Genomic DNA, 13,036 nt, shown 5'->3' on the forward strand with positions numbered 1-13,036 from the left:
CAACCGTTGTCTCATCACAACAGATCTCCAGCGCAGTTTCTGGTATCCTTGCGACGCATTGCTAACAAGAGGCTTCAAGTTGTTATGTCAGGTTGGCGTAAAATTTACTATAACTTACTGAATTTCCCACTCAAACTATTAGTGAAAAGTAAGGTCATACCCACAGATCCCGTGGCTGAACTGAGGTTGGATCCCTCGCGCCCGGTTCTCTATGTATTGCCTTACAATTCGCAGGCGGATTTACTGACGCTCAGGGCAAAATGTCAGGCGCTAGGTCTGCCGGATCCGCTACAACCGGTGGATATCGGCGGCGTGCGGCTGCCCAGTCATGTTTTCATTAATGACGGGCCGCGGGTTTTCCGCTACTACGTTCCGAAACAGAAATCGGTAAAACTGTTTCACGACTATCTGGATCTGCACCAGGGCAACCCTGAACTGGACGTGCAGATGGTGCCGGTATCCGTGATGTTCGGTCGCTCTCCCGGCCGCGAAGGGCAAAGTCCTGCTACGCCGCATTTGCGGCTGCTTAACGGTATCGAGAAATTTTTTGCCGTACTGTGGCTGGGGCGGGACAGCTTTGTCCGTTTCTCCAGTCCGGTATCGCTGCGCTATATGGCAACCGAGCACGGCACGGATAAAACCATTGCCCACAAGCTCGCCCGCGTCGCCCGCATGCACTTCTCACGCCTGCGTCTGGCCGCGGTGGGCCCGCGCCTTCCGGTGCGTCAGGAGCTGTTTAATAAACTGCTTAATTCCAAAGCGATCAAAAAAGCCATTGATGACGAGGCGCGCAGCAAGAAGCTCTCCCATGAGCGGGCGCAGCAAAACGCCATTGCCCTGATGGAAGAGATCGCCGCCGACTTTTCCTACGAAGCCGTGCGCTTATCGGATCGCGTATTAAGCTGGACCTGGAACCGCCTCTATCAAGGCATTAACGTCCATAACGCCGAACGCGTGCGTCAACTGGCGCAGGACGGGCATGAAATCGTTTATGTGCCCTGCCACCGCAGCCATATGGACTATCTGCTGCTTTCCTACGTGCTCTACCACCAGGGGCTGGTTCCGCCGCACATCGCCGCGGGGATCAATCTCAATTTCTGGCCTGCCGGTCCGATCTTCCGCAAATTGGGAGCCTTCTTTATTCGCCGTACGTTCAAAGGCAATAAGCTGTACTCCACCATTTTCCGCGAATATCTGGGCGAGCTATTTGCCCGCGGCTACTCCGTCGAATATTTCGTCGAAGGCGGACGCTCACGCACCGGACGACTGCTGGAACCGAAAACCGGTACGCTGGCCATGACCATCCAGGCCATGCTGCGCGGCGGCACGCGCCCCATTACGCTGGTGCCCATCTATGTGGGCTACGAGCATGTTATGGAAGTCGGCACCTATGCGAAAGAGCTGCGCGGCGCGACGAAAGAGAAAGAAGGATTTATCCAGATGGTGCGCGGTCTGCGTAAGCTGCGTAACCTCGGACAGGGTTATGTGAACTTCGGCGATCCGCTGCCATTGACCGCCTATCTGAATCAGCACGTGCCGCAATGGCGCGAGGCCATCGACCCGATTGAAGCCCAGCGCCCAAGCTGGTTATCGCCGACGGTGCAGGATATCGCGATGGATATCATGGTGCGCATCAACAACGCCGCCGCCGCCAATGCCATGAACCTCTGTTCAACGGCGCTACTGGCTTCTCGCCAGCGCTCCCTTACCCGAGAGCAAATGCACGAACAGCTGGACTGCTATCTGCAACTGCTGCGCAACGTTCCTTACCATAAAGATATCACCGTCCCTAAAAAGACGCCGGATGAGTTGCTGGAACACGCGTTGAGTATGGATAAATTTGAAGTCGAAAAAGACAATATCGGCGACATCATTATTCTGCCGCGGGAACAGGCGGTGCTGATGACCTATTACCGCAATAATATTCAGCATCTGCTGATCCTGCCGTCGCTTATTGCCAGTATGGCGATCCACCATCGCCGCATTACCCTGGGCGAACTGATCCGCCAGATTACGCTGGTTTATCCCCTGCTTCAGGCGGAACTATTCCTGCATTACAGCCAGGAACAGCTGCCGGAGGCGTTGTCCGCTCTGACGGCGGAACTGACGCGGCAACAGCTGCTGAGCGCCAAAGAGGATGAGTTGCTTATCAACCCCGCGCGCATCCGTACGCTACAGCTGTTAGCGGCCGGGGTGCGTGAAACCTTGCAACGCTATGCGATTACGCTGTCATTGCTGGGATCAAATCCGGGCATCAATCGCGGAGCGCTGGAAAAAGAGAGCCGCAATATGGCGCAGCGGCTGTCGGTTCTGCACGGTATCAACGCGCCTGAGTTCTTCGACAAAGCGGTGTTTTCCACCCTGGTCGCCACCCTGCGCAGCGAAGGCTACATCACGGATAGCAGCGAGGCGGCGCAGCGGGATATTCTGGAGATCTACAATATACTGGGCGATTTAATCACCCCGGAAGTCAGATTGACCATCGAGAGCGCCAGTACGCCGGTGCTGGCGGTGGCCGACAGCGAAAAGCCGACAAACGAAGAGAGTTCTCCCGCGGCGTAATGCCTAAAAAGAAAGGCGGCGCTTTCGCCGCCTTTCTCTCCATTTACAGACCGCACAACACGCCGACAAACAGCGTCATGCCGACATAGTTATTATTCTTGAAGGCCCGGAAACAGGCGTCCCGCTCGCGTCCGGCAATCAACTTCTGCTGGTAGACAAACAGCGCGGCGGCGACCAGCAGGGCCAGATAAAATACCGTCCCCAACGCCGCCATATACCCCATCGCCGCCAGCAGCGACAGCATGACCAACTGCAGCAGGCCGATAATCAAGGTGTCAAAACGGCCGAATAGGATAGCGGTGGATTTGATGCCGATCTTGAGATCATCGTCGCGGTCCACCATCGCATACTGGGTGTCGTAAGCCACCGTCCAGCAGACATAAGCCAGAAACATCATCCAGCAGGTTGCGGGCAGAGACTCGCTCACCGCAGCGTACGCCATCGGTATAGACCAGCCGAACGCCGCCCCCAGAACAAACTGGGGCAGGTGGCTGACGCGCTTCATAAACGGGTAGATCCACGCCAGCGCCAGCGCGGCGACGGAAAGCCAGATGGCCATCATGTTCAACGTCAGAACCAGGCCGAACGCCAGCAGCACCAGCACCACAAACAGCACCTTGGCCGACTGCTCGCTAACCATGCCGCTGGGCAGCGGGCGCGAGGCCGTGCGCTTTACGTGCCCGTCAAAATGGCGATCGGCATAATCATTGATGACGCAGCCCGCCGCCCGCATTAAAAAGACGCCGGCGACGAAAACCAGCAATGTCCACGGTTCAGGCGTTCCACGCCCGGCCAGCCATAGCGCCCATAACGTCGGCCATAGCAGCAGCAGAGAGCCTATCGGCTTATCAATACGCATCAACCGACAGTAAGCCAGCCACTTCCCCGCGGTTACACTTCTTTCCAACGTATTAATCTCCTAAATTGCCGGCTAGCCTTCACGGCTATCCATAAAATAAAGCGGCGCCTGTGGTAAAAACAGCTCGGTCAACAACAGTGGATGGCCGGAAAGACGCAAACGGGAACGACGCGCCCACAAACCTTCGCCGCGTCCGGTATGGATATAGTCACGCGTCAGGGCATCATGCTGAAACAGGTAGCGCCCCAGCGGTACGTTGCCGATGTTCATCAGCGCGGCGCCCGCATCGTCCAGCGTTTGTTGGGGTATCAGGGTGCGGCCAAACAGCCAGGGACGCCCGTCGCCATAAAGCATGACTTCACGCAGCCAATAACGTTCACTGACGGGCAGATGCGCGCGCTCGTCCTGCAACGCCTGCGGAGGGATAAAACGCTCATTGCGGACAGTCACCGTCAGGCGGTCGCAATAGCCGTCGAGACGCTGCGTCATTGATGCGGTTTCCATCAGCCAATCCCCGATGTGCGCAGGCATCATTGCGGGATGTTCGCTAAACCATTCAACAGTGTGCAGGGAAATTTGCGCATTATAGGACATTATCCCTACTCCACTCAGGGTTGCTTGGTGAATAAAGTAAACGTCTCATATTGTAGCGCAGAATAGCGCCCTGATAACACGCTCTAAACCAATTGATACCTGATACGGTAACATTTTTGCAATTTTCCGCGGAGGAAAGGCGTTACGAAACGGCATAGCGCTCGGGAAAATAATCGGAGGCAGGCGGGTTACGCAAATAGAAAAGGCACCGGCCGGCGATAATCAGCCAGACAGTGCCTTTTGCGGGAGAAATGACGCTAAACCCGACCAATCCGCCACGGAACGTCAGCCCCATGGCGGTGACGCGGTATTACATCATGCCGCCCATACCACCCATGCCGCCCATACCGCCGGCAGCGCCTAAATCGGCTTTATCTTCTTTCGGCAGGTCGGTCACCATACATTCAGTGGTGATCATCAGGCCGGCGATGGATGCGGCGTATTGCAGAGCGGAACGGGTAACTTTGGTCGGATCCAGGATACCCATGCCGATCATATCGCCGTACTCTTCGGTGTAGGCGTTATAGCCGTAGCTGCCTTCGCCCGCTTTAACGTTGTTGGCGATCACCGAGGCTTCTTCACCGGCATTGACCACGATCTGACGCAGCGGAGACTCCATGGCGCGCAGCGCAACTTTGATGCCCACGTTCTGGTCTTCGTTGTCGCCTTTCAGGCCGGCCGCGCTGATAGAAGAAGCGGCACGAATCAGCGCCACGCCGCCGCCGGCGACCACGCCTTCTTCCACTGCGGCGCGGGTAGCGTGCAGGGCGTCTTCAACGCGGGCTTTTTTCTCTTTCATTTCAACTTCAGTCGCCGCGCCAACTTTGATAACGGCTACGCCGCCGGCCAGTTTAGCCACGCGCTCCTGCAGTTTTTCTTTGTCGTAGTCGGACGTCGCGTCTTCAATCTGCTGGCGGATCTGAGTAACACGGCCCTGAATGGCGCCTTCGTCACCCACGCCATCGATGATGATGGTGGTGTCTTTGTTGATAACAACGCGTTTTGCCTGACCCAGATCTTCCAGCGTGGTTTTTTCCAGCTCCAGACCGATCTCTTCAGAGATAACGGTACCGCCGGTCAGGATGGCGATATCCTGCAACATGGCTTTACGGCGATCGCCGAAACCAGGCGCTTTAACCGCGGCCACTTTCACGATGCCGCGCATGGTGTTGACCACCAGCGTCGCCAGCGCTTCGCCTTCAACGTCTTCCGCCACGATCAGCAGCGGCTTGCCGGCTTTGGCAACCGCTTCCAGCACCGGCAACATTTCGCGGATGTTGGAGATTTTCTTGTCAGCCAGCAGGATGAACGGGCTTTCCAGCTCAACGGAGCCGGTTTCCGGTTTGTTGATGAAGTAAGGGGACAGGTAGCCGCGGTCAAACTGCATACCTTCAACCACGTCCAGTTCGTCCTGCAGGCCGGAACCTTCTTCAACGGTGATAACGCCTTCTTTACCCACTTTCTCCATCGCCTGAGCAATCAGTTTACCCACGGTTTCGTCGGAGTTGGCGGAGATGGTGCCCACCTGAGCGATGGCTTTGGAATCCGAACAGGGTACGGATTGCTTTTTCAATTCTTCAACGGCGGCGATAACGGCTTTATCGATACCGCGTTTCAAATCCATCGGGTTCATGCCCGCGGCAACCGCTTTCAGGCCTTCAGTGATGATCGACTGAGCCAGTACGGTGGCGGTGGTGGTACCGTCGCCGGCCGCGTCGTTCGCTTTGGAGGCAACTTCTTTCACCATCTGCGCGCCCATGTTTTCGAACTTGTCTTCCAGTTCGATTTCACGCGCAACGGACACGCCGTCTTTAGTAATAGTGGGTGCACCGAAGGATTTATCCAACACAACGTTGCGGCCTTTCGGGCCCAGGGTAACCTTCACTGCATCAGCCAGTACATTTACGCCGCGCAGCATTTTTACGCGAGCGTCATTACCGAATTTTACGTCTTTAGCTGCCATTGGTGTATTTCCCTTAAATTCGTTCAGTTCAGATGAGTTACGCGCAATTACGCTTCAACAATTGCCAGAATGTCGCTTTCGGACATGATCAACACTTCATCGTTGTCGATCTTCTCTGCCTTCACGCCGTAGCCATCATTGAAAATAACGATGTCGCCTACTTTCACATCCAGAGGTTTCACTTCACCGTTTTCCAGGATGCGGCCATGGCCGATGGCCAGTACTTCGCCACGGGTAGATTTACCTGCGGCGGAGCCGGTCAGAACGATGCCGCCAGCAGATTTGGACTCAACTTCTTTGCGCTTGACGATCACGCGGTCATGCAATGGACGAATTTTCATTGATAGCTCTCCTTTGAGAAAGTCCATATCAGTTTTGGGATAAACGCCGGATATGCCCTCATATCCGACCTTGTGGTGTTCTAAGTGGGGGCGTTTCCTATCCCTTCAAGGGAGGAAATTTATTTTTTTTGCGTCAAGTTGCGTTTTTTTGTTATCAATAAATAAAAAAACAAGGATTATCAATGTGATAATCCTTGTTTACTCTTCGATTCATCACCTCGCTCAGCGATCGTCTTTTTCATCCCGCTGCTCAATATTTCTACGACCGTCGTCTTTACGCTGGTATTCGCCTTCAAACGTATTGCCGCCGGAGGAAGGAGGAGCGCCGGGACCGGAACGCCAAATGTGCAAGTGGGGCATCAACCGGAGGGTTAACCGCTTTTGTACCGGCGGCAGCAACAGCAGCAGCCCGAGGAAATCGGTGAAAAATCCCGGGATCAGCAGCAGGAAGCCCGCCAGCACCAGCGACACGCTTTTGACCATCTCGGCGGCCGGACTTTCACCCAAGGCCATTTTCTGCTGCATCTGGACGATGGTTTTCATGCCCTGGTTACGCACCAGCGATACGCCGACGCAAGAAGTAAAGATCACCAGCAACAGGGTCATCGCCACGCCGAGTACCTCCGCCACCTGAATAAACAGCGATATCTCTATGTAAACGAAAAGAAAAATTAATAGCAACGGTAACCAGCGCACCTGACTCTCCTGTTTTTGAAACGCATGCTGTTAAAAACAAACGCGGCTGTTGTAAACAAATTATGTTATTGAAAACAAATATGACCAGGCATCACCGCACTACACATTATAATCTACCGAGATGGTAGCGCGATTGACTATTTTCAAGCCATGGCAGAGCCATTTATTATCTTAAAATAGTGACGCGTGATGACTATCACAGTTCGTTTGACTGCGTGCAAACGACGGGACGGATAGTGATCCGGCTACTATTTTTTTTCGACTTACAGAATATCATCATGACAACGGATGCAGTTATGGTTAAACATTCTGCGACCGTTGCCTGTGATCGTACAATAATTTCACTTTGGTGCTGGTCAGCAGCAGAATAATAGAAGGCTATCATGTCAGATAATGTTCGTATTGAAGAAGACCTGTTAGGTACTAAAGAAGTTCCCGCAGAGGCTTATTACGGCGTACATACCCTACGGGCCATTGAAAACTTTTATATCAGCAACAGCAAAATAAGCGATATCCCGGAATTTGTGCGCGGCATGGTAATGGTTAAAAAAGCCGCTGCACTGGCGAACAAGGAGCTGCAGACCATCCCGCGGAAAATTGCCGATGTTATCATCCAGGCCTGTGATGAGGTGTTGAATAACGGCAAATGCATGGATCAATTCCCGATTGACGTCTATCAAGGCGGCGCCGGCACCTCGGTAAACATGAACACCAACGAGGTGTTGGCCAATATCGGCCTGGAATTGATGGGACACCGGAAAGGCGAATACCAGTACCTGAATCCAAACGATCATCTGAATAAATGCCAATCGACCAACGACGCTTACCCCACCGGATTCCGTATCGCCGTTTATGCAGCCATTTTGAAACTGATTGATGCGCTAACGCTGCTTGGCGACGGCTTTGAACGCAAAGCCAAAGAATTTGCCAACGTATTGAAAATGGGGCGAACCCAGCTTCAGGATGCGGTTCCCATGACGTTGGGACAAGAGTTCCACGCCTTCAATGTGTTACTGAAAGAAGAAAACAAAAACCTGCTGCGTACCGCGGAATTACTATTGGAAGTCAACCTGGGAGCAACGGCGATCGGCACCAGGCTGAACACCCCGGACGGCTATCAGCAACTGGCGGTACAGCGGCTGGCGGAAGTCAGCGGTCTGCCGTGTATTCCGGCCGAAGACCTGATTGAGGCCACCTCCGACTGCGGCGCCTACGTGATGGTTCACAGTTCGCTCAAGCGCCTGGCGGTCAAGATGTCGAAAATCTGTAACGACCTGCGTCTGCTCTCTTCCGGCCCGCGCGCCGGTTTGAACGAAATCAACCTGCGGAGTTGCAGGCGGGCTCCTCCATTATGCCGGCGAAGGTTAACCCGGTGGTGCCGGAAGTGGTGAATCAGGTGTGCTTCAAGGTTATCGGCAACGACACCTGCGTTACCATGGCCGCGGAAGCGGGCCAGCTCCAACTGAACGTGATGGAACCGGTGATTGGGCAGGCCATGTTCGAGTCAACCCATATTCTGACCAACGCCTGCTACAACCTGCTGGAGAAATGCGTCAACGGCATTACCGCCAATAAAGAGGTGTGCGAAGCGTATGTCTTTAACTCCATCGGTATCGTGACCTACCTGAACCCGTTTATCGGCCACCATAACGGCGATATCGTCGGCAAGATCTGTGCGGAAACCGGGAAAAGCGTACGTGAAGTGGTGCTGGAGCGCGGTCTGCTGACCGAATCTGAACTGGATGATATTTTCTCTACTCAGAACCTGATGCAGCCGGCGTATAAAGCCAAACGCTACACCGACGAGAACGATATTTCCTAAAATCGCCACCAGGCGCGTCGGCTTTATCGGCGCAAAGAGAGCGGTAACCCGCAAACGGATCGGCCGGCCGCGCCGATCCGCATCATTCCCCTTATGCCGCAAAGCAAGGTATAGTGTCCGCATGTTTACCTGAAACCGAGGCCGCGATGTCCGACAGCCCAGCCTGCGACGCCGTCGTCATACTCTGTACCGCGCCTGACGAGACTTGCGCGCAACGGCTTGCCGTCTCCTTACTGGCGGTTCCGCTGGCCGCCTGCGTCACCCTCTTTCCCGGCGCCCGCTCGCTTTATTATTGGCAAGGCAGGCTGGAGCAGCAATCCGAAGTACAGATGCTGATCAAAAGCGACGCCTCACATCAGCAGGCTTTGCTGGATCACCTGAAACAACACCACCCTTATCAAACCCCGGAGCTGCTGGTGTTGCCGGTACTGGGCGGTGATAGCGATTATCTGACATGGCTCAACGCATCTTTACGCTGATTTTCCTGGTTTGGGCAACATGCGGCGCTATCACCGCCACGGCCGCGCCGTTCGCTCAAGACGCGATTGGCGGTAACCGGCATACGCAGTTTTTACCCGTCGATCGGGCTTTCGCCTTCGATTTCCAACAGCGGAAAAACCAGCTGATCGTACGCTGGGAGATACCGCCCGGCTATTATCTCTATCGCCAGCAGATCAAACTGGAAAGCGACAATGCCGTGCTCGGCAACGTCGATTTACCGCCGGGAATCAGCCATCGGGACGAGTTTTTCGGCGAGGTTTTCATTTTTACACAGCAATTGGCGCTGGCTATTCCACTGCTTCAGGCGCATGAAAATGCCACGGTAACCGTCACCTATCAGGGCTGCGCCGATGCCGGATTCTGCTATCCGCCGGAAACCCGGGTTATCCCGCTACGGCAGATTTCCCCAACCGCATCCGCAGATTCCGTCCCCAACCCGCTGCCCTTCTCGCCCTGGTGGGCGCTGCTAATTGGCATTGGCGTCGCCTTTACCCCTTGCGTGCTGCCGATGTATCCGCTGATATCCGCTCTGGTGCTCGGCAGAAAAGCGCCGCTCCCGCCCCGGCGAACCTTTTGGCTGTCGATGACCTACGTGCAGGGCATGGCGCTGACCTATACGTTGCTGGGGCTAATTGTCTCCGCCGCCGGGCTGCGTTTTCAGGCGGCGCTGCAACATCCTTACGTCTTGATTGCTCTGTCGGCGCTGTTTATCACGCTGGCGCTGGCGATGTTCGGTCTGTATACCTTGCAACTGCCGTCCGCCGTGCAAACCAGACTGGCTGAATGGAATAATCGTCAACAGAGCGGTTCTCTGACCGGCGTTTTCAGCATGGGCGCGCTGGCAGGACTGATTTGTTCCCCCTGTACCACCGCGCCGCTCAGCGCGATCCTGCTTTATATTGCGCAAAGCGGCAATCCGCTGGCGGGGGGCGGTACGCTGTATCTGTATGCTTTAGGGATGGGGCTGCCGCTGATTGCAATCACCCTGTTCGGCAATCGCCTGTTGCCACGCAGCGGTCCGTGGATGCAATACGTCAAAGAAGCGTTCGGCTTCGTCATTCTGGCGCTGCCCGTCTTTCTGCTGGAACGCATACTGGGCGAAAGCTGGGGAATAAGGCTATGGAGCCTGCTCGGCGTCGCCTTCTTCGGCTGGGCGTTTACCCTGAGCTTGCGCAGCCGAAAACGGGGAATGCGGGTTGTTCAACTGCTGCTGTTGGCGGGGGCGTTAATCGCCGCCCGGCCGTTGCAGGAGTGGGTATTCCCTCCCACGGGTTCTGAACGGCAACACGCCTCTTCCGCCCTCAATTTCATTCCGGTAACCAATATTGCCGGACTGGACAAGGCGCTGGCTGAGAGTCATCGCCCCGTCATGCTCGATCTTTACGCTGACTGGTGCGTGGCCTGTAAAGAGTTTGAAAAATACACCTTCAGCGACAGCGACGTGCAACGTCATTTATCGCGCATGTCGCTATTACAGGCTGATGTCACCGCCAACAGGGCGGAACAGAATACGCTGCTGCAACGACTGCAGGTGTTGGGGTTGCCGACGATTTTATTTTTTGACGCGCAGGGTAAAGAGATCCCCGGCTCGCGGGTGACCGGTTTTATGGACGCGGAGAAGTTTCGCGCGCATTTGCAGAAGTTCGCTCCTTAAACGACACTATTTATCTGGCCACCGCTCTTCTGGAGGAGACCCAATGCAACGGGAAGAGGTTCTTGAACATGCGCTCACTCTGCTGGAGCAGCACGGCTTCGCAATGACCACGCTGGAGATGCTGGCGAAGAAAATGGATGTTCCGGTAGCGGAACTCCTGCCTTTCTGGCCCGACCGCGAAGCCCTGCTTTATGACAGCCTGCGCCATCACAGCCAGCAGGTCGACGTCTGGCGGCGACAGCTCCTGCTGGACGACACGAAAAGCATTGAGCAAAAACTTCTGGCGCGATATCAGGTCCTGCATGATGCGGTAAAGCAACAGCGTTACCCTGGCTGCCTCTTTATTGCCGCCTGTAGCTTCTTTCCCGACGTTGACCATCCCATTCACCAAATTGCGGAACAGCAAAAGCAGGAGTCTTATCGCTATACGCGCGATTTACTGGAGGCGTTGGAAACGGACGATCCGGAAATGGTGGCGCAGCAGATGGAACTTATTCTGGAGGGCTGCTTAAGCCGGCTGCTGGTAAAGCGCCAGGCTTCCAACATTGCCACCGCACGGCGGCTGGCCGAAGACGTACTGCGCTTTTCACTCTGCCGCAAAAATGGCGCCCTGACCTGATATCCGGCGCAATGCGCGGCGCCTCCCGAACGCTGGCTGAAAAGTCGGCAGTCAGTCGGGTTTTCCGCTCTTTCACTCACAAACCCGTTGACGACGCGCAGGCAATACGGTTTAATGCGCCCCGTTGCCCGGATAGCTCAGTCGGTAGAGCAGAGGATTGAAAATCCTCGTGTCCTTGGTTCGATTCCGAGTCCGGGCACCACTAATTCTGCATCAAAGCACGCTGGTTAGAGGAGAAATCCTTTGACGGGCGGAAAAAATGGAACCGGAAAGTTAATATCGCAGTGTTTTTTAAGACCTGTACACTCGATGTTAATGATTAGGTTCCTCTCAAAAAGGATGCCTGTTGCTGCAGGCGTCCTTTTCTCGATCGCTGGTAATTCTTACAGTTCGTTAAAGTTATGTCAAGGCGTGACTGGTTTCTACCTCGCCCGCCGGAATGACATCCATATACAGCGACAATTCCTCCTCCAGTGCCTGCCCGGTGATCGCCAAATCCAACTCGACGTATTCCATTGTGGTACTGACGCTCCGATGCCCCAGCAACCCTTTGACCAGCGCCAGATTGCGATCGGGCGACTTCATCATTTCTGTCGCCAGGGTATGCCTGAATCGGTGAGGGCTCACCTTAAAACCACACTCCTTTGTCAGTCTGGTGAAAAACGAACGAACAGGCTGTATCGCCGGTTCGGGGCCGACTTCGCCTGATGGATTCAGGAATCTTGCCACATCAAACAGGTAGTTTTCGCGTTCGGCGCCTTGCGCTATAGCGCGTTCAACCAGTATCCGCACACGCTCGCGGACAAAACTGACAACAGGAACCCGCCACTCACGATGAGTTTTACTCCCCTCTCTGCACAGTAGAATGGCATTGGCCTCCAGATCGACGTCCATCAGACGTATGTGCAACAACTGGTTTTGCCGCATACCGGTCGAACGCAACACATCAATCACTGTCCGCCAATACCACACAGGATAAAGCGCGCAAGGCCGGTCTTCTCTCTCCCGGCGCTTTTCTTTTACTTCAAATTCCCCCAGAACCAGGTTCACCCTGACCAGTTGGTCACGACTCAGGATTTTCTTTCGTTTGCTCCCTAATGGCACCTGTGTTTCATTGAGCGGATTTTCCCCGATAATGAGCCATTTTTTCTTGATCCCCTGGTTGTAAAGCGCCCGTAAATGACGCACCTTATTATTCCAGGTGCTGGTCGTTAAACCTCTTCCCAGCATGTCCCTGCGCCATAAAAGCAAGTCACGGTGAGTCACTTCGTCAGGCAACCTGTCATGGCCGATGAATTTCCGAAACACCGCGACCACGCGCCGATAGCTATTTTCAGTATCCGGTCGCAATGGTTTGGAGAAAAAGTATTCATCAAGCAGTGCATCCCAGCTCATTAACCGTTCCTTATTCATGATTGACATCCC

10 protein-coding genes, 1 tRNA gene and 1 pseudogene are annotated in these 13,036 nt (G+C 54.7%); 6 read left to right on the forward strand and 6 right to left on the reverse strand.

What is annotated here, in order from left to right:
- Positions 1–84: 84 nt before the first annotated feature.
- Entirely contained in the window at positions 85–2,562 is a 2,478-nt protein-coding gene (gene plsB, locus EH206_RS19150; RefSeq protein WP_009114519.1) for a glycerol-3-phosphate 1-O-acyltransferase PlsB, read from the forward strand.
- A gap of 43 nt (positions 2,563–2,605) precedes the next feature.
- On the opposite strand, the gene ubiA is transcribed toward plsB, so the two are convergent.
- The 5 genes from ubiA to EH206_RS19175 form a co-directional block, all read right to left on the reverse strand.
- Positions 2,606–3,421 carry a 4-hydroxybenzoate octaprenyltransferase gene (ubiA, locus tag EH206_RS19155; RefSeq protein ID WP_425456681.1) on the reverse strand — a complete coding sequence of 272 codons (816 nt, stop codon included), beginning with the start codon at positions 3,419–3,421 and terminating at the stop codon, positions 2,606–2,608.
- A gap of 72 nt (positions 3,422–3,493) precedes the next feature.
- The gene (gene ubiC / locus EH206_RS19160) at positions 3,494–4,015 is read right to left on the reverse strand and encodes a chorismate lyase (protein WP_009114521.1); all 522 of its coding nucleotides are present in this window, start codon (positions 4,013–4,015) and stop codon (positions 3,494–3,496) included.
- A gap of 310 nt (positions 4,016–4,325) precedes the next feature.
- Entirely contained in the window at positions 4,326–5,978 is a 1,653-nt protein-coding gene (gene groL / locus EH206_RS19165; protein WP_009114522.1) for a chaperonin GroEL, read from the reverse strand.
- A gap of 47 nt (positions 5,979–6,025) precedes the next feature.
- On the reverse strand, positions 6,026–6,319 hold the full coding sequence (locus EH206_RS19170; RefSeq protein WP_009114523.1) for a co-chaperone GroES: 294 nt from the start codon (positions 6,317–6,319) through the stop codon (positions 6,026–6,028).
- A 222-nt stretch (positions 6,320–6,541) separates the two neighbouring features.
- Complete coding sequence (locus tag EH206_RS19175; protein ID WP_009114524.1) at positions 6,542–7,015, reverse strand: FxsA family protein; 474 nt, start codon at positions 7,013–7,015, stop codon at positions 6,542–6,544.
- A 383-nt stretch (positions 7,016–7,398) separates the two neighbouring features.
- Here EH206_RS19175 and aspA point away from each other — a divergent pair.
- From aspA to EH206_RS19200, 5 genes and pseudogenes are all read left to right on the forward strand, one after another.
- Positions 7,399–8,837, forward strand: a pseudogene (gene aspA, locus EH206_RS19180) (aspartate ammonia-lyase).
- Between the two features lie 146 nt (positions 8,838–8,983).
- On the forward strand, positions 8,984–9,316 hold the full coding sequence (cutA, locus tag EH206_RS19185; protein WP_009114526.1) for a divalent cation tolerance protein CutA: 333 nt from the start codon (positions 8,984–8,986) through the stop codon (positions 9,314–9,316).
- On the forward strand, positions 9,292–10,992 hold the full coding sequence (locus EH206_RS19190) for a protein-disulfide reductase DsbD (RefSeq protein ID WP_009114527.1): 1,701 nt from the start codon (positions 9,292–9,294) through the stop codon (positions 10,990–10,992). The genes cutA and EH206_RS19190 overlap by 25 nt, the downstream gene beginning before the upstream one ends.
- Positions 10,993–11,035: 43 nt before the next feature.
- Positions 11,036–11,611 (forward strand): transcriptional regulator, encoded by a 576-nt coding sequence (locus EH206_RS19195; protein ID WP_009114528.1) that lies wholly within the window; start codon positions 11,036–11,038, stop codon positions 11,609–11,611.
- Between the two features lie 126 nt (positions 11,612–11,737).
- Positions 11,738–11,813, forward strand: a tRNA-Phe gene (locus EH206_RS19200).
- A 197-nt stretch (positions 11,814–12,010) separates the two neighbouring features.
- Here the strand turns inward: EH206_RS19200 and EH206_RS19205 are convergent.
- Positions 12,011–13,024, reverse strand: a complete 1,014-nt coding sequence (locus EH206_RS19205) for a tyrosine-type recombinase/integrase (RefSeq protein WP_009114208.1) — start codon at positions 13,022–13,024, stop codon at positions 12,011–12,013.
- Positions 13,025–13,036 lie beyond the last annotated feature (12 nt).

Source organism: Brenneria nigrifluens DSM 30175 = ATCC 13028 (assembly GCF_005484965.1).
Lineage (GTDB): Bacteria > Pseudomonadota > Gammaproteobacteria > Enterobacterales > Enterobacteriaceae > Brenneria > Brenneria nigrifluens.